Genomic DNA, 24,506 nt, shown 5'->3' on the forward strand with positions numbered 1-24,506 from the left:
GCGATGTCCGTGAAGCGCGTCACATAGTCTGCCACCGCGCGGGGATAGAGCTGATGTTCGGCCAAGCGCACCCGCTCGGCGAGGGTTGCGGGGGTATCATCGCTCGCAATCGCGACGCGCGCCTGCGCCAGCACCTCGCCTGCGTCGAGTTCGGGCGTGACCAGATGAACGCTCGCGCCTGCGTGGCTATCGCCCGCTGCGATGGCGCGGGCGAAAGTATCCAGCCCCTTGTATTTGGGCAGCAACGACGGGTGGATATTGAGCATCCGGCCCGCCCAGCGCTGCACAAATCCGTCTGACAAGATGCGCATATAGCCCGCCAGCACGATAAAATCCGCGCCCGCGTCTCTAACAGCGGCTTCCATCACCGCGTCATGATCCGCGCGGGTCATGCCCTTGTGCGATTGGGCGAAGGTCGCCGCGCCTTCCAGCGCGGCCAGCGCCAGCCCCGGCGCTGCTGCGTCATTGCTGGCGACCAGCACCACTTCGTAAGGGCAATCTCCCATGCGGCTGGCATAGAGCAGCGCGGCCATATTGGTGCCCGCGCCGGAAATCAGGATGGCGATGCGGGCTTTTTCAGCCAAGATGCGTCGCGCTCCAATCGCTTTTGGCCGCCCAGGTTTCCACCGATCCGCGCACGGTGCAACCCTTGTCGCCCGCGTCGATCCGGCCCACGGTAAACACAGTCTCGCCCGCCGCTTCAAGCCGCAGCGTGACCTCGGCCACCTTGTCCGCCGCCACGGCCAGCACCATGCCGACCCCGCAATTGAAGGTGCGCGCCATTTCTTCTGGCTCGATCTGCCCCTGCGCTTGCAGGAACGCCATCAACCGTGGTTGCGGCCACAGATTTGCATCGACCACCGCGTGCGCGCCTTGCGGAAGGATACGCGGGATGTTTTCGAGCAACCCGCCGCCGGTGATATGGGCGAGCCCATTGATCAAACCGCTGCGGATCAGCGGCAGCAGGCTTGCGACATAGATCCGCGTCGGCGCGATCAGGGCGTTGATCAGCAACTGGTCTTGGTCGAACGGGGCAGGGCGACCCATCTTCCAACCCTTGTCCGCCGCCAGCCTGCGCACCAGCGAATAGCCATTGGAATGCACACCTGACGAGGCCAGTCCCAGCAACACATCACCCGGTGCAACCTTGTCACCCGTCAACTGCTCGCCGCGTTCGACCGCGCCGACACAGAAACCCGCAAGGTCATAGTCTCCGGCGGCATACATCCCCGGCATTTCCGCCGTCTCGCCGCCGATCAGCGCGCATTCGGCCTGCTTGCAGCCGGTGGCGATGCCCGCGATCACGCGGGTCGCCACGCCGTTTTCCAGCTTGCCCGTGGCGAAATAATCGAGGAAAAATAGCGGTTCTGCGCCCTGAACGATCAGATCATTGACGCACATCGCGACCAGATCGATGCCGACGTGGTCGTGCCGGTCATGGTCAATCGCCAGTTTCAGCTTGGTGCCGACCCCGTCATTCGCGGCGACCAGCAGCGGATCGCGATATCCGGCGGCCTTGGGATCGAAAAACCCGCCAAATCCGCCCAACTCGCTGGTCGCGCCGGGGCGCGCTGTGGCCTTGGCCAGCGGGGCGATGGCTTTGACCAGCGCATTGCCAGCCGCAATCGATACGCCCGCATCGGCATAGGTGTAGGAGGAGCCATCCGGCCCGCCATTTGATGTTTTCCCGGCAGTCATGCACGCCGCTTTAGCCTTTCGCGCTTGGAATTCCACTCGCCTTTGGGCAAAAGGCGCGCGATTTCCCCGATGAGCATGACTCTTCCCCTTCCCGGCCATGATGCCGCCCGCCCATTGGCTCGCTGGCTGGGCGGCGCTGTGCTGGCGTTCGCCTTGCTCGGCGGGGCCTATGCGTTGGTGGCGCAGGTGGCGGGCGAACGCGGGATCGCGCCCACCGCTGCCAGCGCCGATATCGAAGTGCGCGGGATCAGCATCGATGTCAGCGGCAAAAGCGCCGAGGACGCCCGCGCCAAAGGATGGCGTGAGGCGCAGCGGCAGGCGTGGGCCAAGGTTGGCGGGCCGAAACTGTCCGACGGGCAGCTTGACGGGCTGGTATCCGCGATCGTGATCGAGCGCGAACGGCTGGGCCCGCGGCGCTATATCGCCACGCTGGGCGTGGTGTTCGACCGTCAGCGCGCGGGCAGTTATCTTGGCGGCCCGGAGCAGGCGGCGCGGTCGGCCCCGTTATTGCTGATCCCGGCGATGGAAAGCGGCGGGGCGTTCATTGCCTTTGAACAACGCAATCCGTGGCAGCAGGCCTGGGCCGACTTCAATCCCGGTACCAGCCGCATCAATTACGTGCGCCTGAGCGGGGCGGGGGGCGATTCGCTGCTGGTCAATTTCGGTCAGGCGACCCGCCGCAGCCGGGCATGGTGGCGCAGTATGCTCGACCAATATGGCGCAACCGATGCGCTGATGGCGTTTGCCCGGCTCGATCACCAGTTTCCCGGCGGGCCGGTCAGCGGCACCTTCACCGCGCGATATGGCCCGGATAGCCGCCTGCTCGAAACTTTCACACTGACGGCTGATGGGCCGGATCAGGTGCCGGAAATGCTGGGCCGCGCGGTTGAACGGATCGACGGCATTTTTTCAGGCGCGCTGGCTGCGGGTAAGCTCAAGCCCGATCCGACCTTGCGGCTGGGCGGCGCTGGCGAAGTTGATCCGGCAATCCAGCGCCTGATCGAGATCGGGCAGGCGGTGAAGGCGCGCGAGGAAGCTGCTGCTGCTGCTGCGGCGGCGGCTGGGATAATTCCGGGAACCAATGCCCTACCGATTAGCGGCCCTGTGCCGGGCGAAGCAACCGTGCGCGCCATCACAGTGCAGTTTGCCACCCCAGATGCCGCCACGTTTGACGGACTGCTGAGCACAGTGCGCGGCACCGCCGGTGTGCGCGGGCTGGGCGTGACCAGCACCGCGATTGGCGGCACGTCGGTGATGAGCGTGAGCTATGCCGGAACGCTCGAAGAACTGGCCGCCGCGTTCGAAGCGCGCGGGTTTACCGTGCGGCGAGGGGCGAATGCGCTCGCCATCAGCCGTTAGGCGCTGGCGGTGATGAACACCCCGTTCCCGTCGCAGATTGCCTTGCCGTTGTCCGGGCGCGGGCCTGCGGGCGCGCAGCGGATCGTGATTGGCGCGGCCAATGCCGGGGTGATCGAGGCGTTGCAGGACCCCGCGCGCTGGCCATTCCACGTCGCCGTGCTGACCGGCCCGCCGCGTTCGGGCAAATCGCTGCTGGCCCGCTGGGCGCAGAGCCTGCCGGGAGCAGACGGGCTTGAGGTGATCGACGACGCCGAACGGGCGGATGAAACCGATCTGTTCCACCGCTGGAACGCGGTGCAGCAAGGCGGGTCACGCGAAGGCGGGGCATTGTTGCTGGTCGCCAATGGCGGCGAGGGAAGCGGTGGGTGGAACATCGCCTTGCCCGATCTCGCCTCACGCATCGGCGGATCGTTGCAACTGGCGATTGGCGCGCCCGATGATGCGATGGCGGGCGCGTTGATCCATGCGCACGCCGAACAACGCGGGCTGAGCCTGCCCGATGGGGCGGCGGAATACCTCGTTCCGCGCACCACCCGCAGCTTTGCCGGGATTGAAGCGCTGGTCGCAGCGATTGACCGCATCAGCCTTGAACGACAGGTGCCCGCCACCATGTCGGTGTGGCGCGCCGCGCTGGAGGCCTTGCATGGGCCAGAGCAGCAACGTCTGCTGTAAGGCGCGATTTGCATCACGCGCCGTTTGATGGGAATAAAGGTGTCATGTTTGAACAGCTGATCAGCTATCTGGATTCGGTGCGCGCGCGCGACCCTGCGCCGCGTTCGCGCTGGGAAATCCTGCTTTATCCGGGGGTTCTGGCGCTGGGGATGCACCGCATCGCGCATTGGCTGTTTGACGCCAAGCTGTATTTCCTCGCCCGGTTTGTGAACCATTTTTCGCGGGCACTGACCGCGATTGACATTCACCCCGGCGCGCAGATCGGCAAGAACCTGTTTATCGACCACGGCTTTACCGTGATTGGTGAAACCGCCGAAATTGGCGATAATGTCACTATTTATCAATGTGTCACGCTGGGCGGCACCAACCCCACCAACGGCAAGGGCGGAAAACGCCACCCGACCTTGGCCGATAATGTCATCATCGGTTCGGGCGCGCAGATTATCGGGCCGATTGTGGTGGGTGAACGCGCGCGCGTCGGCGCGAATGCGGTTGTTACCGAAGACGTGCCTGCGGGCGCGACGATGATCGGGCTGAAGGCGCGTTCAACACTGGTTCCGGCGGAGGAATGGATCAAGGAATTCATTCCCTACGGCACGCCTTGCGATGATTCTCCATGCGATGACGAAGGCCGCCCGCGCCGTGATTGCGTGGAAAAGCTGGAGGCGGAAATCGCGGGTCTGCGCGAAGAAATGGCGGCGATGAAGGCGCTGCTGGCAGAACGCAGCGCGCCGGTTGAGGCTGAGGCCCCGCTCAAAAGCGGAACCAAGGATTGAAGTCAGGAATTAATGTTTCCGGCACAATGGGGTTGCCAATGGGATTGAATGCCGGGCAGGTGGTGGCGTTTCCGGGCCACGCAGCATCGCAGGTCGGGTTCGAACGCGCCGAATTGCAGCGCATCCTTGATCTGTATGGCCGGATGGTCGCCGCCGGACAGTGGCGCGATTACGCGATGGATTTTGACCGCCACTCCGCGACCTTCGCCGCGTTCCGCCGCAGTGCCGAACGCCCGCAGGCCCGGGTCGAAAAACGCCCTGCCTTGCGCGCGAAACAGGGGATGTGGACGCTGTTCGGCGAACACGGACAGGTGCTCAAACGCGGCCACGACCTTGCGGGCGTGCTCGCACCGATGGAGCGGCGGTTGCTGAAGGCGGTGGATTGAAAGCCCCCCTCCCCTAAGGGAGGGGGATAGACAGGATCACCCGCGCGCGCTGCCCGGCCCCGTTCCGGTCACTTTCTGCATCGCCTTCAGGATATTGCCCGATTGTTCGCTGCCCGATTGCGGGGCGATCAGGTTGGTGAAGGCGTTGATTTCTTCCCAATGCGCGGCAAAGCCTTCGACCGTGCGTTCACCTTCGGGCAGCCACACCGCATCGTTCATCACCGTCCACGAGGAGTGGAAACCACCCGCGCCCGCGCCAACAATCGCATTGGTCGGCGCGTCTTCGCTGACGAGGAATAGCGCGGCAGGCACCACGTTTTCGGGCGCGAACAGCTTGAACGCTTCTTCGGGGAACAGATCTTCGGTCATGCGGGTGCCCGCGACCGGCGACAGGGTGTTGCAGCGCACGTTATACTTCGCGCCTTCCAATGCCAGCGTCTTGGTCAGGCCCGCAAGGCCGAGCTTGGCCGCGCCGTAGTTCGCTTGGCCGAAATTGCCGAACAGGCCGGTGGACGACGCGGTCATCAGCACGCGGCCATAGCCCTGTTCGCGGAAGGTTTCCCAGCACGCCTTGGTGGCAAAGGCGCTGCCGGTGAGGTGCACCTTGACCACGAATTCAAAGTCGGCCGGTTCCATCTTGACGAAGGTCTTGTCGCGCAGCACGCCCGCGTTGTTGATGAGCACATGGACGCCGCCCCACTTCTGCTTGGCATCGGCGACCATCTTTTCCATCTGTTCGTATTCGGTAACCGACCCGCCGTTGGCGATGGCTTCGCCGCCCATCGCTTCGATTTCGGCGACGACCTGCGCTGCGGCGTCAGAGGTGCCGGTGCCATCGCGCGCGCCGCCCAGATCATTGACCACAACCTTCGCCCCGCGCCGCGCGAGTTCCAGCGCATAGGCCCGGCCCAAACCGCCGCCTGCACCGGTAACGATGGCAACCTTGTCTTTGAAGTTGATGGTCATGTGTGTTCTCCTGTCCTTGATCTATGCGGCTTCTGGGCGGCGCGGTTTACGCCTGCGTAAAGCTGATTTGTGGCCGCTGCGTGGCACTTTCAAGCGTGGCTTGCAACCGCCGAACTGTCAGGCGGCGGATGCCGTAGGGTCAGCCGCGATGCGAAAGCCGTGTGAGCGCCGGAATCAGATCAGCAAACGAATCGATCACCGCATCCGCGCCCATTTCGTGCGGGGGCGCATCGCAATAGCCATAGGCAGCCGCGACGAACGGCACTTCGGCAGCTTGCGCGGCACGAGCATCATAGGTCGAATCGCCGATGAACACGAATCGCCCGTCGCCCGTGGCAGCGCGCGCGGCGATCACCGGGGCGGGGTGCGGTTTGGCAAGGAACTGGCCATCATCGCCCTTGCCCATCGAATCCCCGCCGATCACGGTTTCAAACGCGCCGATCAGATCAAGCTGGGTCAGGATGCTGCGGGCAAAACCTTCAAACTTGTTGGTGACGACCGCCATCCGCACCCCCTGCGCCGCCAGCTCTGCCAGCGCCTCGCGCACGCCGGGATAGGGCGCGGTGTGGACGGCGTTGTGTTCGGCATAATAGGCCAGCATCGCCTTGTAGAGCCGCTTGAATTCATCATCCGGCAGGCCGCCCTGCGCTTCCACCGCGCGCGCCAGCATGATCTTGGCCCCGCCGCCGATCAGGTCTTTCGAGGTATCGAGCGGTGCCGCATCAAACCCGCCCAGCACCAGCGCATGGTTTACTGCCGCGCCCAGATCGCGAAAGGTATCGAGCAGGGTGCCATCAAGGTCGAACCCGATTGCATCAAAGGGAATTTGCGTCATGGCCAGGCGCGGTGGCGGATGCTTCTTCAAACCGCAAGCATTTGCTGGCAGGCGCGGCTTAACTTACAGGGGCTTTCATGACCACGACGACACATCCTTTCGCCGCCATCATCCTTGCCGCGGGCAAGGGCACCCGCATGAAAAGCGATAGGCACAAGGTGCTGCACCCGATTGCGGGCCGGGCGATGCTCGATCACCTGATGACGTCGGTCGAAGAACTCGGGCCGGAACGGCTGGCGGTGGTGGTCGGCGCAGGGCGCGATCAGATCGAGGCGGCGGTGGGCGCGCGCGCGGCCACCTGCCTGCAAGAACCGCAGCTTGGCACCGGCCACGCGGTAGCGCAGGCCGAGGGCGCGCTGGCGGGTTTTGCGGGCGATGTGCTGGTGCTTTACGGCGATGTGCCCTTCGTGAAGGCGGCGACGATGCGCGCGATGCTGGAACGGTTGCACGGCGCGGATAGCCCGGCTGCGGTGGTATTGGGCTTTGAGCCTGCCGATCCGCTCGCCTATGGCCGGGTGATCGCGGATGATGATGGCCGCATCATCAAGATGGTCGAATACAAGGACGCGGACGAGGGCGAACGCGCTACGCGGCTGTGCAATTCGGGCCTGATCGCGGCGCGTGCGGGCGATCTGTTCGCGCTGCTGGCGCGGGTCGGCAATGATAACGCGCAGGGCGAATATTACCTCCCCGACATCGTCAACATCGCGATTGCCGACGGGCGCACCTGCGCGGTGATCGTGGCGGAAACGCCCGATGAAGTTGCCGGGATCAACAGCCGCGCTGAACTCGCCGCTGCGGAAAGCCGCTGGCAGGCGGCGCGGCGCATCAGGGCGATGGACGAAGGCGCAACCCTGATCGCGCCCGATACGGTGTTCTTCAATTGGGACACGCAGGTGGGCCGCGATGTCACGATTGAACCCAACGTGTTTTTCGGCCCCGGCGTGGTGATTGCCGACAACGTGCTGATCCGCGCCAATTCGCACATCGAAGGCGCGAAGCTGGCGAGCGGGGTCAAGGTCGGCCCGTTTGCGCGCCTGCGCCTAGGCACGGTGCTGGAAGAAGGCAGCTTCGTCGGCAATTTCGTTGAGGTGAAGAACGCGGTGCTGGGGCAGGGCGCGAAGGCAAGCCACCTCACCTATCTCGGCGATGCCACCATCGGCGCGGGCGCGAATATTGGCGCGGGCACGATTACTTGCAATTATGATGGCTATTTCAAGCACAAGACCGTGATTGGTGAGCGCGCCTTCATCGGATCGAACTCGGCGCTGGTCGCGCCCGTCAGCATCGGCGCGGATGCGATTGTCGCGGCGGGCAGCACCGTCAGCCGCGATGTCGCGCCCGGAGAGCTGCGCATGGTGCGCGCCGAACAATTGGTGAAGCCGGGCTGGGCGGATCGGTTCCACGACGCGATGAAGAAGAAGAAAGCGGCGGAGAAGAAGTGAGCGACCACCCCAACTGCTGGCTCTGCTCCCGCCCGCTTGGCGACATCGAGCAATGGCATCATCCGGTGCCCAAGGCCAAAAAGGGCAAGGTGAAGGTGCCGATTCACCCGATCTGCCACAAGACCATCCACGCCAACTTCACCAATAATGAATTGGCGCGGATCGGTGACAAGGCGAGCGTGATCCGCGACAATCCTGCAATCGCCAAGTTTGTCGCCTGGGTGGCAAACAAGCCCGCCGATTTCGACGCGCCGACGCGGTAAGTTGGCCCGTTGGGTCGCAGCACCTGTAATTCCCTTAACTTACTGCAATTCGATGGCATCACCATCGATATGAAAGACGGGGATTATTCCGAAAATTCTGGTGACAAAAGAACAAAAGGGGGCCATTGTAATGAGGTAGGGTTCACGGAGGTAGCGATGATTACTGGCTTGTATGATTGGGAAGATATCTCGAATAAACTTTCAACCCTGCGATTAGAGCGAAAGCGAGTGGAAGAGAGAGCTAATGCTGAAATCCAAAGGCTCGAAGATACAATTCACATTGCCAACAAGCAACTTAATGGATTTATTTTCAAGCTAACTGAAATACATGGGGAGTACAATCCACACTCTACAATAGAGGTTAATTTACTCGATGTTGCTGAGCAAATTGAACTTCCATGGCGATTTGAAGCGAATTATTTTTTATGAAGGACATTGTGTTTCTTATTTCGCTCGAAGCGAAGAATCAGCGGACTTTGCTGAAAAAGCTACACACCATCAAGAACGGCTCAGCGGATGTATGAGCGAGCAAGATTGGTTCGCGCCTTTGGGGGATCTTGCAAAGCTAAATATCCGGGATCTTCCCGCGCCTAAGCCGTAGCTGAGAGAAAAAAGGGCTCGCCACGGAGTTAAGCGCAGCGAATCCCCGTCATTTCTCAGGCATCCTCCATCCGCGCGGCTTTGCCGCCCGCCGCGATATATTCACGCTCCCACTGCGCGAATTCGCTGCGGCTGAGCAGATATCGTTCGCGGGCTTCGGTAAAGCTGATAGCGCGGTCGCGCACGGCGCGCACCACGTCATCCTTGCGCGCCTTGGACCAATGCACGCGGTGGGTTTTCGGCAGGCCGTATTGCTTGATCGCATCGGCAATCGACATGTCTCTGGGATAGGCCATCACTGTGTTCCTCGTCAGCTGTGCGTGTCATCGCCCCCGATGGCCTGAGTGTTGACGAGCAGGCCTAACAAGGTGCTGCCGAACATGGTTAAAACCGCGTTGACGAACCGCCCCGTGCCGCGCTTGCGACGAGCTGAGGGCAAAGTGTCAGCTTATTTTACAAATAGTTACGTTTGCCTGCGTTATCTAACGCAAAAGGGGCGATCCCTTGCCGGAACCGCCCCTGTCTGAGTTATGCGAGAGGCGAATCTATTCGCGATGCTGATCCATCAACCGCTGCATCAGATAGATGAATTGCAGCGCCTGCAGCTTGGCGCGCTGATCATTATCGACCCCGCCGGAGTGCCCTCCGGTGGTGTCTTCGAAGTAGTAATAGGGCTGGCCCAACGCCTTGAGCCGCGCCGCGCCCTTGCGTGCGTGGGCGGGGTGGGTGCGGTCGTCCGCGGTCGATGCCCACAGGAACGGCGCAGGGTAATCCACGCCTTCGACGATCTTCTGATAGGGTGAATAGGCCTCGATCCAGGCGCGCTGTTCGGGGATGCGCGGGTCGCCATATTCGCCGATCCACGATGCCCCGCGCCCGATCAGGTGGAACCGCAGCATATCGAACAGCGGGATCTGCACAATCGCCGCGCCAAACAGGTCAGGCCGCTGGGTAAACGCGGTTCCGACCAGCAAGCCGCCCTGCGATCCGCCCTGAATGCCGAGATGCTGCGGCGAGGTGAAGCCGCGCTTCACCAGATCATCGCCCACCGTGATGAAATCGTCCCAGGTGCGCTGCTTGTTCTCGCGAATCGCGGTCTGGTGCCAGTTCGGCCCGAATTCCCCACCCCCGCGCAGGTTGGCAAGCACATAGGCGCCGCCCTTTTCCACCCACAGTTTGCCCGTGCTGCCGAGATAGGCGGGCAGGCGCGCGATTTGGAAGCCTCCGTAGCCGGTCATCAGCGTGGCGGTGGTGCCATCCAGCTCCATGCCCTTGGGCTTGACGATGAAATAGGGAATTTTGGTGCCGTCGGCGCTGGTCGCCTCGTGCTGCTCCACCTCCATCCCAGCGGGGTCGAAATAGGCCGGGCTGGTTTTGAGCACCGCAGGCGTGCCCGAGCCATCGGCGTAATAGAGCGTGGTCGGTTCCAGAAACCCGCTGACCGTGTACATGATCTGGTCGGTCTCGTCAGACGACGCCGCGATGCCGAGCGTGGCGTTATCGGGCAGGGCCACCTGATGGCTGACCCATTCGCCGCCGTCAAAATTGAACTCCAGCACCTTGCCCACGACATTATCGAGCAGCGTCACGAACAGCGCATTGCCGGTGACCGCGCCGCCCTGCTTGGTCTGGCGTTCGCCCGGTGCCCAGACCAGTGTTTTCTTCGCGCCGTTGGGGTCGGCTTTCCATTCCTCCAGATCGACCGCGATCAGGCTGTCAGCGGGGAAGGTCTGGCCGTCCACCGTCCAATCTTCATCGGTCGAATAGAGCAGGTGGCCATCGACGATCCCGTAAGGCGAGGCCTTTTTGGGGATGTCGAGCGCGAGCCATGCGCCGTCCTTTTCGACGAAATAGAGGCTTTCGTGAAAGCTGATCGCGCGAAACGCGGTGCGGGCGTGGATCGTGCCGGCGTTGTCGCGCAGTAGGCTGGCACCCGCCCACACGTCGGTCGGCTCACCCCGGAAGATTTCGGGTGCGTCGGCGATGTCGGTGCCGCGTTTCCACACCCGGCTGGTGAAGGGATATTCGCTTTCCGTCAGCGTGCCGTCACCGAAACTGCGGCCCACCAGCAGCGTGTCGGCATCGATCCAGCTGACGCCGCCCTGGCTCTTGGCATCGAGCACGAAACCGCCTTCGACGAATTGTTTGGTCGCGGTGTCGAACTCGCGCATGATGGTGGCATCCTCGCCGCCATCGGACAGCGCGATCATGCATTTATTGAGCGCGGGCGGCAGGCAGGTCGAACCCTGATAGACCCACTCCTTGCCCTCCGCCTTGGCGAGCGCGTCAACGTCAAGGATGACCTCCCACTCCGGCTTGTCGGTGCGGTAACTTTCGAGGCTGGTGCGGCGCAGTAGGCCTTTGGGATTGGCCTTGTCCTGCCAGAAATTATACAAGCCATCGGGGCGGAAGCTGACGAAGGGGATGCGGTCCTCGCTGTCGAAAATCGCCAGCGCCTCGGCCTTCAATTGCGCGAACCGGGGGTCAGCTTCAAACGCGGCCAGCGTGCGGGTGTTCTCCTTGGCGACCCAGTCCAGCGCCTCGGGGCTGCGGGCTTCTTCGAGCCAGATATAGGGATCCTGCTCGGGTCCGGGGACGCCGGTGACAGGGGTTTCTTGCGCGGCTGCGCCAGTTGTTGATGCGATGGTCATTGCGAGCGCCAATGCGAATGTGGAGACAAGTTTCACGCGTCCTCTCCTTGGGGGAATTGCTGGATGCGGTTGTGCCGGGGGAGCGCGCGAAAGGGAAGGGGAGATATCTGATTTTGGTGCGCTGCTTTTCTCGTCATTGCGAGGAGCCGCAGGCGACGCGACAATCCAGTGCGCCCACGTGTCGCTCTGGATTGCCGCGCCGCTACGCGGCTCGCAATGACGAAATGAAAAAGGGCGAGCCATCGGCCCGCCCCTTCTGTTTTTTGTGCGTCCCCGCGCAGCTATTGCTACCCCTCGACGTGTTCAGCCAGCACGGTGAGGCCCTTTTCATTGACTTCGGCAAAGCCGCCGCGCACTTCGATCACCTCGGGCGCGCTGGCTTCGGTCTTGTAGATCTGCACCGCGCCATCGCGCACGGTCGACATGAACGGCGCGTGGCCTTCCAGCACGCCGAATTCGCCCTCAGCACCGGGGACGACTACCATGTGGACTTCCTCCGAACGGACGAGTTTGGCGGGGGTCACGAGTTCGAAATGCAGTGGCATTGCTTACGCCTCTTCAGCCAGCTTCTTGGCCTTTTCGACCGCCTGTTCGATCCCGCCGACCATGTAGAAGGCGCTTTCGGGCAGGTGGTCATATTCGCCGTCGACCACCGCCTTGAAGCTCTTCACCGTGTCTTCCAGCTGCACGAACACGCCGGGAATGTTGGTGAACACCTCGGCGACGTGGAACGGCTGCGACAGGAACTTCTGCAGCTTGCGCGCGCGGGCGACGATCAGCTTGTCCTCTTCCGACAGTTCATCCATCCCGAGGATCGCGATGATGTCCTGCAGGCTCTTGTATTTCTGCAAGGTTTCCTGAACGCGGCGGGCGGTTTCGTAATGCTCGTTGCCGACCACGCGCGGTTCAAGCACGCGCGAGGTGGAGTCGAGCGGGTCAACCGCCGGGTAGATGCCGAGCTCCGAAATCGCACGGCTCAGCGTGGTGGTCGCGTCAAGGTGGGCAAACGAAGCGGCAGGTGCCGGGTCGGTCAAATCGTCGGCAGGCACGTAAATCGCCTGCACCGAGGTGATCGAACCCTTGGTGGTGGAGGTGATGCGTTCCTGCAGCTTACCCATGTCGGTCGCCAGCGTCGGCTGATAACCCACGGCGCTCGGAATACGGCCGAGCAGCGCCGACACTTCCGAACCCGCCTGGGTGAAGCGGAAGATATTGTCGACGAAGAACAACACGTCCTGGCCTTCGACGTCGCGGAAATATTCCGCCATCGTCAGGCCCGACAGCGCCACGCGTGAACGCGCGCCCGGCGGCTCGTTCATCTGGCCGAACACCAGCGCCACTTTTGAACCTTCGCTGGTCGCATTGCCATCGGCGTCCTTGGCGATAACGCCCGCGTCGAGGAATTCGTGATAGAGGTCGTTGCCTTCGCGGGTGCGCTCACCCACGCCCGCGAACACCGACACGCCGCCGTGGCCCTTGGCGATGTTGTTGATGAGTTCCTGAATCAGCACGGTCTTGCCCACGCCCGCGCCGCCGAACAGGCCGATCTTGCCGCCGCGCGCATAGGGGGCGAGCAGGTCGATCACCTTGATCCCGGTGACAAGGATCGCCGCGTCGGTCGACTGGTCGATGAACAGCGGGGCCTCGGCGTGGATCGGCATGGTGCTTTCCGCGCCGATCGGGCCGCGTTCGTCGATCGCTTCGCCGATCACGTTCATGATCCGGCCCAGCACCTTGGGGCCGACCGGCACAGAAATCTGCGCGCCGGTGTTGATCACTTCGCTGCCACGCGTGAGGCCTTCGGTGGCGTCCATCGCGATGGTGCGCACGGTGTTTTCGCCAAGGTGCTGAGCGACTTCGAGCACCAGCGTCTTGTCACCATTGCGGGTTTCGAGCGCGGTCAGGATCGCGGGCAGTTCACCGGGGAACTGCACGTCGACGACAGCGCCGATGACCTGGCTGATCGTGCCGTTGGTGGTCTGGTTGAGAGTGGGGGCGGTGGCCATCTGAATGTCCTTAGTTTCCAAATTCGCTATCGCGAAGTTTAACAATCGTTCCAAAGCAAAAGAGTTCAAAAACCTGTTGTGCGGTAAAACCTTGCTTCACGGCGACACGCAGTTCAAAATTACAGCCGATAATTGCGTCACCGCCTTTCGAGCGTGCAATTTCGGCCATTTTTTCCTTTGAAGATGCAAAAGCACCATCGAAATCGTATCCGCCGGACCCGAGAAAACCCTTTTGCTCGAAGGTATCGAGAAACATCATTATGTCGATGACGTCGTAAGGTTGCTGTATCGCTGTCGTCGAAATCAACATCACAATGCCTCCGCTCCTGCGATAATTTCAATCAATTCGGTGGTAATCGCCGCCTGACGCTGGCGGTTGTAGATGATGGTCAGCTTGCCGATCAGGTCGCCCGCGTTGCGCGTGGCGTTGTCCATCGCGGTCATCGAGGCGCCTTGTTCGGACGCCTCACGTTCGAGCAGCGCGCCGAACAGCTGAGTGCGCACGTAACGCGGCAGCAGTTCTTCGAGGATTTCCTCTTCGCCCGGCTCGTATTCGACCACCGCATCGCTCGCGGCGGTGTTGGTGGGGGCGGGGACGGGGATCAGCTGGTTTTCCGTGGGATCCTGCGCCAGCGCCGATTTGAAGGTCGGATAGACGAGGTGCGCGATGTCGAACTTGCCCGCGTCAAACAGCGCGATCAGTTCATCGGTGATGGCTTCGGCCTCGGTGAAGCCGGGGGTTTTGACCGTGCTGGTGTCGAACCCGTTGCCAACAGCCGAGGGGAATTCGCGCTTCAGCGGCGCGCGGCCTTTCCGGCCGACGAGGTAAAATTCGACTGTTTTTCCGTCCTCGATCAATTCGCGTGCCTTGACCTTGGCGGCCTTGACGATGTTCGAGTTCAACCCGCCGCACAGGCCCTTGTCGGTGTTGACCACCACCAGCAGGTGACGCTGATCCGCGCCGGTGCCTGCCAGCAGACGGGGCGCAGAATCGCCGCTCACCTTGCCCGCCAGCGATGCCATCACCGCTGCCAGCCGCGTGGCATAGGGCCGCCCGGCCTCAGCCGCAGCCTGCGCCCGGCGCAGCTTGGCCGCCGCGACCATCTGTTTGGCCTTGGTGATCTTCTGGGTCGATTTGACCGAGTTGATCCGACCTTTGAGTTCCTTGAGTGAGGGCACTCAAATTTCTCCATTTCGTCATCCCGGCGAAGGCCGGGATCCATATGACCCGTCGAACTAGGCCCCGGCCTTCGCCGGGGTGACGGGGCGGGCGGTGCCCTTACGCGAACTGCTTGGCGAAGGCTTGCAGCGCGGCCTTGGTCTTGCTTTCGGCCTCGCCTTCGAACTTCTTGCTGGTGCGAATCTCGGTCAGCACGTCACCGTGTTCGCGACGCATGAAATCGAGCATCTGGCTTTCATACTCGCCCACGCGGTTCACCGCGATGCTATCGAGATAGCCGTTGGTGCCGGCATAGATCGACACGGTCTGTTCCTCGAACGGCATCGGCGAGAATTGCGCCTGCTTGAGCAACTCAGTCAGACGCGCGCCACGGTTGAGCAGTTTCTGCGTCGCCGCATCAAGATCGGAACCGAACTGCGCAAACGCCGCCATTTCGCGGTATTGCGCCAGATCGAGCTTCATCGAGCCCGCCACCTTCTTCATCGCCTTGGTCTGCGCGGCACCGCCCACGCGGCTGACCGACAGGCCGACGTTGATCGCCGGACGGATGCCCTGATAGAATAGCCCGGTTTCGAGGAAGATCTGGCCGTCGGTGATCGAGATCACGTTGGTCGGGATATAGGCCGACACGTCGCCTGCCTGCGTTTCGATGATCGGCAGCGCGGTGAGCGAACCGTGGCCGTTATCGGCGTTCATCTTGGCCGCGCGTTCAAGCAGGCGAGAGTGCAGGTAGAACACGTCGCCCGGATAGGCTTCACGGCCCGGAGGACGACGCAGGAGCAGCGACATCTGGCGGTAAGCCACGGCCTGCTTCGACAAATCGTCATAAACGATCACGGCGTGCATGCCGTTGTCGCGAAAAAATTCACCCATCGCGCAGCCGGTATAGGGCGCAAGGTATTGCAGCGGGGCAGGTTCCGATGCGGTCGCAGCGACCACGATCGAATATTCCATCGCGCCGTTTTCTTCGAGCTGCTTGACGATCTGCGCCACGGTCGAACGCTTCTGGCCGACCGCGACATAGACGCAGTAAAGCTTCTTGCCTTCATCGTCGCCCGCGTTGGCTTCCTTCTGGTTGATGAAGGTGTCGATCGCGACCGCAGTCTTGCCGGTCTGACGGTCACCGATGATTAGCTCGCGCTGACCACGGCCCACGGGCACCAGCGCGTCAATCGCCTTGAGGCCGGTCTGCACGGGTTCGGACACCGATTCGCGCGGGATGATGCCCGGCGCCTTCACTTCAACGCGGCTGCGCTGGGTGGTTTCGATCGGCCCCTTGCCGTCAATCGGATTGCCGAGCGCATCGACCACGCGGCCCAGCAGGCCCTTGCCCACCGGCACGTCAACGATGGTGCCGGTGCGCTTGACGATATCGCCTTCCTTGATCTCGGCGTCCGAGCCGAAGATCACGACACCGACATTGTCGGCTTCGAGGTTGAGCGCCATGCCCTGCACCCCGTTGGCGAATTCGACCATTTCGCCGGCCTGCACCTGATCGAGCCCGTGGATGCGGGCGATCCCGTCACCCACGCTCAGCACGGTGCCGGTTTCGCTGACTTCGGCCTCGGTGCCGAAATTGGCGATCTGGTCCTTGATGACCTTGGAGATTTCTGCGGCACGGATTTGCATGGGTAGTGTCCTTTAAGCCTTCATGGCCTGGGCTAGCGAGTTGAGACGGGTGCGGATCGAGGCATCAATGCGCTGCGAACCGATGGTGACGACAATCCCGCCAAGCAGATCGGGATCAACCGAGGCGGACAGCATGACAGTGCGCCCTTCGCGCAGCGTCAGCTTGGTTTTCAAGGCGGCGATCTGATCATCGCTGAGCGGATGTGCGCTGGTGACGGTGGCGGTCACTTCACCGCGCTGCGCGGCGGCAATCGCCCGAAACGCGGCGATAATTGCAGGCAGTTTCGCCAAACGACGGTTGCCTGCCAGCACTCCGATGAAATTAGTGGTGAGCGTGGACAGTTTGAGCTTTTTCGCCACTGCCGCCATCGCCTTGCCCTGCACATCGCGCGCGAGTTCGGGATTGGTGGTCAGCGCCGCCAGATCGCCCGATTCGGCCAGCGCCGCTCCGAGCGTTTCGAGATCGCTCTCGACCGCAGTGACTTTGCCGCTTTCGCTGGCAAGATCGAACAGGGCCGAGGCATAGCGTCCGGCCAGACTAGCCTTGATACCGGCGGAAATATCCACGCGCTTGCAATCCTCTTGGAAGCTTCGAAGGGGTAATGCTTGGGCCTTGGGAATGGGGGATGCACAAAGGCCCCCCACAAGGTTGGCGCGCGCCTAGCAATTGATTCCCGCTGGTGCAAGCCACTGGACGGGATTTGTCGGAACATGACGCGTTCCGCGCGCCGGCTTAGTTCGAGTTCGCGCCGCCCGCCTTCGCCGCGCAACTATAGACCAGCCGTTCATTCGGGCGATCCGGCAGCAATGCGATCAGCGCGGATTGCTGTTCGCCCAGCGTGCGTGCGGCATCGCTCACCCCGCAGGCTGGCGGCGTGTAGGCGGCGCGGGCCTCGCGCGCGGCGGCCAGTGCTGTTTGCCCGAGCAGATAGCGATCGGTGCGGAAGGTGCGCGTGTCGGGATCATAATAATTGACCGCGACCGCTGCATCATCCTGCGCCGCGAACACCCGCGCCCATTCGCCGCCGGTGCCCAGCCCGTATTGGGTGCGGCCATTGACGCAGCCATCGGCCGACCATTCGAGCGCGATATCATCGGTGCGTGCGGCGGTCACCCGGCTGCGTTCGGGCACCAGCGTGCAGATCAGCGCGCCTTCCGCTGCTAGCGATGGGCTGGCGGAATCCCCTCCGCCCTGCGCATCTTCGCCTTGGGCGGCGGCAACGGCGGCTTCGACGCGGTCTTCGATTTCGCTGAGGCCGGGGCGGGTGATCCACAGCAATGCCGCCGTAATCAAGGCAGCCCCTGCCAGCCCTGCGGCGATCCCGGCGTGTTTGCGCCGCGCCGGGTTGCCGCGCCACATCGCCGCAGCATAGGCGCCGCCAACCGCGCCAAGCAGCGCGATCAGCGCCATCGCCATCGCGTTTTCGCGCGCGGCGATCACCTCCATCTGCGCGGTCAGACGGGCGTTATCGCGCAATTCGCGCAAGGCCTCCGCCTGGCTCGCCAGCCGTTCGCGCGCCTGTGCCTGCTGCGCCTCCATGCGCTGGCGTTCTGCGGCATTCAGATCGTCGATCGACCGGCAGGGCAGCGCATTGGTAATCGGCTCCACCCCGTTATCCCGCAAGAATGGCAGCAATTCGCGCAGGGAAACCGCGAAGTAGAACTCCGCATCCCCGCTCATCGAATCGGCGCTGAAGGAATTGACCCCGATCACCCGCCCGCACGGATCGAGCAGCGGCCCGCCCGAATTGCCGCGCGCAATCGGCGCGGTGTGGAGGATGGTGTCGAATTGACGGCTGGGCCGCTCGCCCGACACGAATCCGCGCGATTTGACCGGCGGCTGGGCGCGGAAAATGTCGGCCATGCTCAACCCCTGGGCCAGATCGACATTCATCGGATAACCGACCGCCGAAACCTCGCCCAGATCGCCGCTGACCCCGCCCGCCAGCGCCAATGGCGGGAGGCGCAGGCTGCCACTGGCGATCTCAAGCAACGCCAGATCATTGCGCGGGCTGACCGCGATCACGCGGGCAAATGCGCCGCCTGCGCCCTCGCTCGGCACGATCCCGATGCGCAAGGTATCATCCAGCAACGCCTCGCTGACGACGTGCGCGTTGGTGACGATCTGTGTGGCGCTGACGGCAAAGCCGCTGCCGTGGCTGACCGGCGCAGGCTCGCCCCCATCAGCCCCGATCACCACCACCCGCACCACCCCGCGCGCGGCGGCATCGACATCGCCGGGATCGGCGGCGGCGGGGGCTGCAAGGGCGATCAGGAACAGGGCGAGGGCGCGAAGAAGGCGGGTCATGCGCGCTGCTATAGCCATTTTTTCGCCCCATGCGACATTGAACGCAAAGGCGGGGGGTGCGCGGGCGGGCCGGGTGTGGCTATCTATCGATCATCTGTTCGGAGGACGATGGTGGAATACGAGATCAAAGGGCTGGATTGGAGGGAGTTCGCGCCGCTATACGGTTTGGACGACGAGGAGCTGGTTCGGCGTGGCGTCGTACGGATGGTGGTTGATGCTCAACCAGGCTACCCTTGCCGCGTGACACTTGAGGATGCAGTTGCGGGCGAAACTGTGCTGTTGCTCAACCACACTAGCCGTGCAGATTCAGGCCCATATCGAACGAGCCACGCAATCTTCGTGCGCGAAGGTACAAAGGCAGTGGCGCGTTACATAAACGCAGTGCCGCCAGTGTTTCTGCCACGAGTGCTGTCCTTGCGGGGGTTTGACGCTGATGGCATGATGGTTGACGCTATCCTTGCACAGTCGGGTGAGGCGGATGCAGGCTTGCGGCATCTGTTTGCTCAGCCAACGATAGTGGAAATCGACGCGCACAATGCGGTGCGGGGGTGTTTTGCCGGACGGGTCCGGCGGAAATGTTTCACGTGAAACCAATAAAACCATCAACAATACCTTTGGGCGATGATGATCGCTGGCGCATCGCGCTCGCCAAAGACCGGCGGTTTGACGGCGTATTTGTGACCGGCGTGCATTCGACCGGGATATATTGCCGCCCATCGTGCCCGGCGCGCGCGCCGCTGCGCAAGAATGTGCGGTTCTATGCGAGCCCCGGTGAGGCAGAGAATGCGGGTCTAAGGGCTTGTAAACGCTGCTCTCCTGATACCCAAAGCGCCGAGGAAGCATGCGTGCTGGCCGCTATCGCCGCGATTCGAGCCAGCCTTGATCAAGGGCGCGGGCCGATGACGCTGGAGGCGCTGGCCGGCCTGACCGGCTACACCCCCACCCACTTCCAGCGCTTGTTCAAACGCACCGTCGGCCTGTCACCCGCCGCCTATGCCAAGGCATTGCGCGAAGAGCGGGTGCGCGGCGCGCTGTCCGACGGATTGGGGGTGACCAAGGCGCTATCTAGCGCGGGCTACGCGGGTTCTAAACAGTTCTACGCAGAGACGAAAGGCAAGCTGGGCATGACGCCGAATGACTGGAGCAAAGGCGGCGCGGGCAAGCGCGTGCATTGGGCGGTTTTGCCGACGACGCTGGGGCCGATGCTGGTCGCCGCGACCGACAAGGGCGTGTGCTGTCTGGCGTTCGGAGAGGACGAAGGGGAGTTGCGGGCGCGCTTTGCGAAGGCGGAGCTGGTGCCAGCGGGTGAGGACTTTCGCGCGTTGTTTGCGCAGGTGCTGGAGGCGGTCGAACAGCCGGGGCCGGGGTCTGCCGCGATCCCGCTCGATGTGAAAGGCACCGCGTTCCAGCAGCGCGTCTGGGAAGAACTGCGCCGCATCCCGTACGGCGAAACGCGTTCCTACGGCGAGCTGGCAGCAGCCCTCGGCAACCCCAAAGCCAGCCGCGCGGTCGGCGGGGCGAACGGGGCAAACCACGTCGCAGTGCTGATCCCCTGCCACCGCGTGATCGCGGCGGACGGGTCGCTGGGGGGCTATGCCTACGGGCTGGCGATCAAGGCGGAGTTGTTGAGGCGGGAAGGTTCATAAACTGACACTGTCGATGTCCAGATACGACATTTCTTGGAAGCTCCAAGAACCTCCGGTTTTGTGTGGTCCCTTCCAACCTTTTTCGAGAAGAACCTTTAATTTTCGACCATATCGCCTCATCAGGCCGCAATAGGCTGTCCAAAGTTGAGGAGTGAACCAGCGTTGCATATCGGATTGCTGAGCCGTCAAACCACACGGATAACGAGACCAAGTTTCAATGCCTTCTTCGAACACAGCAATAATCAATTCGCTGCGCTTAGGCATTGGTATGAGAACAGACCGATTTTTGAGGTCGATGAGCCGATGAGAACGTAGCTCCCGCGCAAGCCTGCCGTCTGCCACGAAGTTTGGGTTTTCGTAGACAAGAAAAGCCTTGATCGCGTTTTCAAGAGCGAAACCCCCTAGCAGGAACATGGATCGGTCAACGACGTCCCACTTCAGCGTCTTGCCACCACCGTCGTTGAATTGGAGATAGCCACGTCCTTTTTGGCTGTTAAGACGGACACACTGCTCAAAAAGGTTGTCGGCAGTCAAAAGCCAATGGTGAGGGTTCGCTAACTCTGCAAACCATTGCTGGTTTGATTCACCGTGCTTCGGAGGATAAACTTTCATTGTTCTACCTTACCCGACATTTTTGGCGGAGTGAAGGCAGCGGGACCCCGGCTCGGGGGCCGGGGTGACGGGAACAGGGCAAAACCTCCACCCCATCGTCGCCCCGGGCTTGACCCGGGGTCCCGCTTTCTTTTCAATGACCTGATGGATCGCGAAACGCAGGGCGGCTGGATCTACATCATGGCGGACCGCTATCGTGGCACGATGTATGTGGGCGTCACGGCCGACCTTGCGGCACGGGTGAGCCAGCACCGTGCGGGCAGCGGTTCTGACTTTTGCGCGCGTTATGGCTTGCAGCGGCTGGTGTGGGCCGAGCGGACTGACGCCATCGACGCTGCGATTGCGCATGAGAAACGGGTCAAACGCTGGCGGCGTGAGTGGAAGTTCGCGTTGATCGAGAAGGGCAATCCGGATTGGGATGATCTTTTCGACCAGTTGCTGGCCTGAAGAAGCGGGACCCCGGCTCGGGGGCCGGGGCGACGTTGGGGAGGGGTGTGTTCCCCTCAATCCAGCTTGGGCGGCATTCCCGGTTCGCACTTCGCCATTGCGCGCTGATAGGCCTCACGTGCGCCAATCCGCTTCAAATAGGCTTGCAGGTTCGGCATTCCGTCAATGCTCGACCCGCTCATCGCGCGGCTGGTGGTCAGCTGAAACCCCATCATGATGTCGGCCGTGGTCAGCTGCGCGCCGCCGAAATACTCGGCCTCGCCCAGCCGTTTTTCGACAATCGCCCAGCCTTTCGCCACGCGATCCGCCACAAATGCGGGCAGTTCCTTCGCCCCCATGAATTGCGCCACCAGCGCCATCATGCCGTTGGTCATGAATGTCGCGTTGGCCCAGTGGTAATAGAACAGGTGATCGGCAAAATCGGGATGATCCGCGCCGGGCACCAAGGGCGTGTCGGGCGCGTATTTGGCGATGATGTAATCGATGATCGCCCCGCTTTCCCCCAGCACAAAATCGCCGTCGGTAATCACCGGCGCAATGCCCATAGGGTGCAGCGCCTTGAATTCATCGGGCGCGAGGCGGTTATCGGTGCGGCGGTTATACAGTTTCAGATCGTATTCCAGCCCCAATTCCTCGGCCAGCCAGACGATGCGTTCGGATTGCGACAGCCGCAGGTGGTGGATGGTCAACATTGGGGGGCCTTTCTGATGAGTGTTTGCGCGCCCAGTCTTTGCGTGCGGGCACCAGAGAGTCGAGCAAATTGTCGGCGGCCACGCGATATTCGCGCCGTTTGGCCGTGGCCCGCGATCATGCGCTACACAAAGCTGTAGGGATCAATATCCACCCCCACCCGCACCCCCGGCGCGAATTGCACCGCGCCGATCCAGTCGCGCAAAACCGCTTGCAGGTTGGCGCTGCGCCGTGCGTTGACCAGAAAGCGGTACCGATAGCGCCCGCGCAGTAAGGCCAGCGGGGCAGGTGCGGGGCCGAGGATTTGCACATCGGCCAGCCGGGGCCGCGCATCGCCCAATCGCGCCGCCGCCGCGCGCGCCTCGCGCTCGTCCTCGGACGACAGGATGATTGCTGCCCATCGCCCGAAAGGCGGGGCGCCCGCATCGCGCCGCGCGGCGGTTTCGGCGGCGTAGAACCCGTCGCGGTCACCGTCGGCCAGCGCGGCGATCACCGGGGCATCGGGGTGGCGGGTCTGGATCAGCACTTCGCCCGGTTTCGCCCCGCGCCCGGCCCGCCCCGCGACCTGCGCGATCTGGCTGAAAGTGCGCTCACCCGCGCGCAAATCCCCGCCTTCAAGCCCCAGATCGGCATCGACCACGCCCACCAGCGTGAGTTCGGGGAAGTGAAACCCCTTGGTGACAAGCTGCGTGCCGATGATGATGTCGATCGCACGGCCTTCTGCCATCGCGATGAACTCGGCGGCGCGTTCGGGCGTGTTGAGCGTGTCCGATGTGGCAAGCGCGACGCGGGCATCGGGGAATAGCTCGCGCACCTCGTCAGCGATGCGTTCCACCCCCGGCCCGCAGGCGACCAGGCAATCGCTCTCGCCGCATTCGGGGCAGGCATCGGGCACCCGCGTTTCAAACCCGCAATGGTGGCAGGCGAGCCGCGCCGACAGGCGGTGTTCGACCAGCCAGGCGCTGCATGACGGGCATTTGAAGCGGTGCCCGCAATTGCGGCACAGGGTCAGCGGGGCATAGCCGCGGCGGTTGAGAAACAGCAGCGATTGTTCGCCCTTGTCCAGCCGATCGCGCAAGCCATCGACCAGCGGCCCGGCGAGCCAGCGCCCGGAACCGGGCTTCTCCTCGGTCAGATTGACCAGCCGCACTGTCGGCAGGCTCGCCCCGCCAAACCGGCTGGGCAGATCGAGTTTTTCATACACCCCGATATCGGCCATGTGCAGGCTTTCCAGCGCGGGCGTGGCGCTGGCGAGGATCACCGGCACGCCTTCAAACCGCGCGCGCATCACCGATACGTCGCGCGCGTTATACCGCACCCCGTCATCCTGTTTGAAGCTGATTTCGTGCGCTTCGTCGACCACGATCAGGCCGGGATTGGCGTAGGGCAGGAACAATGCCGAGCGTGCGCCGACCACCACTTGCGCTGACCCGTCCGCAATCGCGCGCCACGCCCGCCGCCGCTCGGTGGATTTGAGCGAGGAATGCCACAGCACCGGGGCCGCGCCAAACCGGGCAGCAAAGCGCGCGAGGAAGTTTTCGGTCAGCGCGATTTCGGGGAGCAGCACCAGCACCTGCTTTGCACAGCGCAGCGCCTCTGCCACGGGTTCAAAATAGGTTTCGGTCTTGCCAGACCCGGTCACTCCGTCGAGCAGGAAGGGGGCAAATTCGCGCGCCTGCACCGCCGCCACCAGCCGTGCTGCAACTGCGGCCTGAATCGGGGACAGGTCGGGTTGATGGTGGTCGGGATCAGCGGGATCGTAAGGCCGGTCGATCGCGACGGTAACGGGTTCGATCTGCCCCGCGCCCGCCATCCCGCGCAGCACGCCTTCGGACACCCCGGCGATGGCGGCCAGTTCGCGCATGGTGCCCTGTTCGCCGCCGAGCTTTTCCAGCGCGGTTTTGCGCGGCGCGGTCAGCCGCCCGGAACCTTCCGCGCCCGTCAGCCGGTATTCGGTCATCGTCGCAGGGCCGCCGAGCGCGCCGCCACTGGCCAGCGCCATGCGCGCCACACTGGCGAGCGGGGCGCAATAATAATCCGCGGTCCATTCGATCAGCCGCCGCAGCGGCGCGGGCAAGGGCGGCACGGGCAGCACTTCGATCAGCGGGCGCAGGCGTTCAAAGGCGATCTCGTCGCCCGGCAATCGCCCTTCGTCCCACACGATCCCCGTCACCTTGCGCGGCCCCAAGGGCGCGATCACCACGCTGCCCGCAGGCGCAGCCACCCCTTCGGGCAGCCGGTAATCGAGCGGGCCAAGCGCGGCGTTGAGGATCAGCAGGCGGACGCGGTTCATCGTGCCGCCATATGGGCGCTGGCAAAGGGCAAGGGCAAGCAGGG

At 63.1% G+C, this 24,506-nt stretch carries 25 protein-coding genes and 1 pseudogene; 10 read left to right on the top strand and 16 right to left on the bottom strand.

Annotated features, from left to right (window positions below; translation table 11 throughout):
* Positions 1-5: 5 nt before the first annotated feature.
* Positions 6-584: pseudogene (purN, locus tag ABIE62_RS02140) on the bottom strand (phosphoribosylglycinamide formyltransferase); the annotation flags it as partial.
* Entirely contained in the window at positions 577-1,698 is a 1,122-nt protein-coding gene (gene purM / locus ABIE62_RS02145; protein WP_354323151.1) for a phosphoribosylformylglycinamidine cyclo-ligase, read from the bottom strand. The pseudogene purN and the gene purM, both read right to left, overlap by 8 nt.
* Before the next feature lie 75 nt (positions 1,699-1,773).
* On the opposite strand from purM, the gene ABIE62_RS02150 reads away from it, so the two are divergent.
* From ABIE62_RS02150 to ABIE62_RS02165, 4 genes are read left to right on the top strand one after another with little or no spacing between them, the layout of a single operon-like run.
* Positions 1,774-3,057, top strand: a complete 1,284-nt coding sequence (locus ABIE62_RS02150; protein ID WP_354323153.1) for a heavy-metal-associated domain-containing protein — start codon at positions 1,774-1,776, stop codon at positions 3,055-3,057.
* A gap of 12 nt (positions 3,058-3,069) precedes the next feature.
* Entirely contained in the window at positions 3,070-3,729 is a 660-nt protein-coding gene (locus ABIE62_RS02155; RefSeq protein WP_354323154.1) for an HdaA/DnaA family protein, read from the top strand.
* A gap of 44 nt (positions 3,730-3,773) precedes the next feature.
* Complete coding sequence (epsC, locus tag ABIE62_RS02160) at positions 3,774-4,505, top strand: serine O-acetyltransferase EpsC (protein ID WP_354323155.1); 732 nt, start codon at positions 3,774-3,776, stop codon at positions 4,503-4,505.
* 38 nt (positions 4,506-4,543) lie between these two features.
* A complete protein-coding gene (locus ABIE62_RS02165) occupies positions 4,544-4,891 on the top strand; it encodes a DUF2794 domain-containing protein (RefSeq protein ID WP_354323156.1) in 348 nt (115 codons plus the stop codon).
* Positions 4,892-4,927: 36 nt separating this feature from the next.
* Here the strand turns inward: ABIE62_RS02165 and ABIE62_RS02170 are convergent, their stop codons facing one another.
* Both ABIE62_RS02170 and ABIE62_RS02175 read right to left on the bottom strand, forming a co-directional pair.
* Entirely contained in the window at positions 4,928-5,857 is a 930-nt protein-coding gene (locus ABIE62_RS02170; RefSeq protein ID WP_354323158.1) for an SDR family NAD(P)-dependent oxidoreductase, read from the bottom strand.
* 139 nt (positions 5,858-5,996) lie between these two features.
* On the bottom strand, positions 5,997-6,692 hold the full coding sequence (locus tag ABIE62_RS02175; RefSeq protein ID WP_354323159.1) for an HAD hydrolase-like protein: 696 nt from the start codon (positions 6,690-6,692) through the stop codon (positions 5,997-5,999).
* A 77-nt stretch (positions 6,693-6,769) separates the two neighbouring features.
* Here ABIE62_RS02175 and glmU point away from each other — a divergent pair, with 77 nt between their 5' ends.
* From glmU to ABIE62_RS02190, 3 genes are all read left to right on the top strand, one after another.
* Positions 6,770-8,137, top strand: a complete 1,368-nt coding sequence (glmU, locus tag ABIE62_RS02180) for a bifunctional UDP-N-acetylglucosamine diphosphorylase/glucosamine-1-phosphate N-acetyltransferase GlmU (protein WP_354323161.1) — start codon at positions 6,770-6,772, stop codon at positions 8,135-8,137.
* Positions 8,134-8,400, top strand: coding sequence for an HNH endonuclease (locus ABIE62_RS02185; RefSeq protein WP_354323163.1), 267 nt, complete (start codon positions 8,134-8,136; stop codon positions 8,398-8,400). Before glmU ends, ABIE62_RS02185 begins: the two co-directional genes overlap by 4 nt.
* A gap of 69 nt (positions 8,401-8,469) precedes the next feature.
* Positions 8,470-8,829 carry a hypothetical protein gene (locus ABIE62_RS02190; protein WP_354323165.1) on the top strand — a complete coding sequence of 120 codons (360 nt, stop codon included), beginning with the start codon at positions 8,470-8,472 and terminating at the stop codon, positions 8,827-8,829.
* A gap of 227 nt (positions 8,830-9,056) precedes the next feature.
* Here the strand turns inward: ABIE62_RS02190 and ABIE62_RS02195 are convergent, their stop codons facing one another.
* The 9 genes from ABIE62_RS02195 to ABIE62_RS02235 all read right to left on the bottom strand — a co-directional run bounded on the left by ABIE62_RS02195 (position 9,057) and on the right by ABIE62_RS02235 (position 18,774).
* On the bottom strand, positions 9,057-9,296 hold the full coding sequence (locus tag ABIE62_RS02195) for a DUF1153 domain-containing protein (RefSeq protein WP_354323167.1): 240 nt from the start codon (positions 9,294-9,296) through the stop codon (positions 9,057-9,059).
* A gap of 249 nt (positions 9,297-9,545) precedes the next feature.
* Positions 9,546-11,687: a prolyl oligopeptidase family serine peptidase gene (locus ABIE62_RS02200; protein ID WP_354323169.1), complete on the bottom strand. Its 2,142-nt coding sequence runs from the start codon at positions 11,685-11,687 to the stop codon at positions 9,546-9,548.
* A 251-nt stretch (positions 11,688-11,938) separates the two neighbouring features.
* The gene (locus ABIE62_RS02205; protein WP_354323171.1) at positions 11,939-12,196 is read right to left on the bottom strand and encodes an ATP synthase F1 subunit epsilon; all 258 of its coding nucleotides are present in this window, start codon (positions 12,194-12,196) and stop codon (positions 11,939-11,941) included.
* Positions 12,197-12,199: 3 nt separating this feature from the next.
* Complete coding sequence (atpD, locus tag ABIE62_RS02210; protein WP_354323173.1) at positions 12,200-13,657, bottom strand: F0F1 ATP synthase subunit beta; 1,458 nt, start codon at positions 13,655-13,657, stop codon at positions 12,200-12,202.
* Between the two features lie 10 nt (positions 13,658-13,667).
* On the bottom strand, positions 13,668-13,967 hold the full coding sequence (locus tag ABIE62_RS02215; protein WP_354323175.1) for a hypothetical protein: 300 nt from the start codon (positions 13,965-13,967) through the stop codon (positions 13,668-13,670).
* Complete coding sequence (locus ABIE62_RS02220; protein WP_354323177.1) at positions 13,967-14,836, bottom strand: F0F1 ATP synthase subunit gamma; 870 nt, start codon at positions 14,834-14,836, stop codon at positions 13,967-13,969. Before ABIE62_RS02220 ends, ABIE62_RS02215 begins: the two co-directional genes overlap by 1 nt.
* A 100-nt stretch (positions 14,837-14,936) precedes the next feature.
* Complete coding sequence (gene atpA / locus ABIE62_RS02225; protein WP_354323179.1) at positions 14,937-16,466, bottom strand: F0F1 ATP synthase subunit alpha; 1,530 nt, start codon at positions 16,464-16,466, stop codon at positions 14,937-14,939.
* 12 nt (positions 16,467-16,478) lie between these two features.
* Positions 16,479-17,033 carry a F0F1 ATP synthase subunit delta gene (locus tag ABIE62_RS02230; protein WP_354323181.1) on the bottom strand — a complete coding sequence of 185 codons (555 nt, stop codon included), beginning with the start codon at positions 17,031-17,033 and terminating at the stop codon, positions 16,479-16,481.
* Positions 17,034-17,199: 166 nt separating this feature from the next.
* Positions 17,200-18,774: a trypsin-like peptidase domain-containing protein gene (locus ABIE62_RS02235; protein WP_354323183.1), complete on the bottom strand. Its 1,575-nt coding sequence runs from the start codon at positions 18,772-18,774 to the stop codon at positions 17,200-17,202.
* 108 nt (positions 18,775-18,882) lie between these two features.
* On the opposite strand from ABIE62_RS02235, the gene ABIE62_RS02240 reads away from it, so the two are divergent.
* Together ABIE62_RS02240 and ABIE62_RS02245 are read left to right on the top strand one after the other, a co-directional pair.
* Complete coding sequence (locus tag ABIE62_RS02240) at positions 18,883-19,362, top strand: DUF1203 domain-containing protein (protein ID WP_354323185.1); 480 nt, start codon at positions 18,883-18,885, stop codon at positions 19,360-19,362.
* The gene (locus tag ABIE62_RS02245) at positions 19,359-20,420 is read left to right on the top strand and encodes a bifunctional transcriptional activator/DNA repair enzyme AdaA (protein ID WP_454184774.1); all 1,062 of its coding nucleotides are present in this window, start codon (positions 19,359-19,361) and stop codon (positions 20,418-20,420) included. Before ABIE62_RS02240 ends, ABIE62_RS02245 begins: the two co-directional genes overlap by 4 nt.
* Here the strand turns inward: ABIE62_RS02245 and ABIE62_RS02250 are convergent.
* Positions 20,415-21,032, bottom strand: a complete 618-nt coding sequence (locus ABIE62_RS02250) for a hypothetical protein (RefSeq protein ID WP_354323187.1) — start codon at positions 21,030-21,032, stop codon at positions 20,415-20,417. The genes ABIE62_RS02245 and ABIE62_RS02250 overlap by 6 nt on opposite strands.
* A 144-nt stretch (positions 21,033-21,176) precedes the next feature.
* Between ABIE62_RS02250 and ABIE62_RS02255 the strand changes: the two genes are divergently transcribed.
* Entirely contained in the window at positions 21,177-21,479 is a 303-nt protein-coding gene (locus ABIE62_RS02255) for a GIY-YIG nuclease family protein (RefSeq protein WP_354323189.1), read from the top strand.
* 56 nt (positions 21,480-21,535) lie between these two features.
* On the opposite strand, the gene ABIE62_RS02260 is transcribed toward ABIE62_RS02255, so the two are convergent.
* Positions 21,536-22,171, bottom strand: a complete 636-nt coding sequence (locus ABIE62_RS02260; RefSeq protein ID WP_354323191.1) for a glutathione S-transferase family protein — start codon at positions 22,169-22,171, stop codon at positions 21,536-21,538.
* Positions 22,172-22,293: 122 nt separating this feature from the next.
* On the bottom strand, positions 22,294-24,462 hold the full coding sequence (locus ABIE62_RS02265) for a primosomal protein N' (protein ID WP_354323192.1): 2,169 nt from the start codon (positions 24,460-24,462) through the stop codon (positions 22,294-22,296).
* Positions 24,463-24,506: the final 44 nt, after the last annotated feature.

Source organism: Porphyrobacter sp. MBR-155 (assembly GCF_040547625.1).
Lineage (GTDB): Bacteria > Pseudomonadota > Alphaproteobacteria > Sphingomonadales > Sphingomonadaceae > Erythrobacter.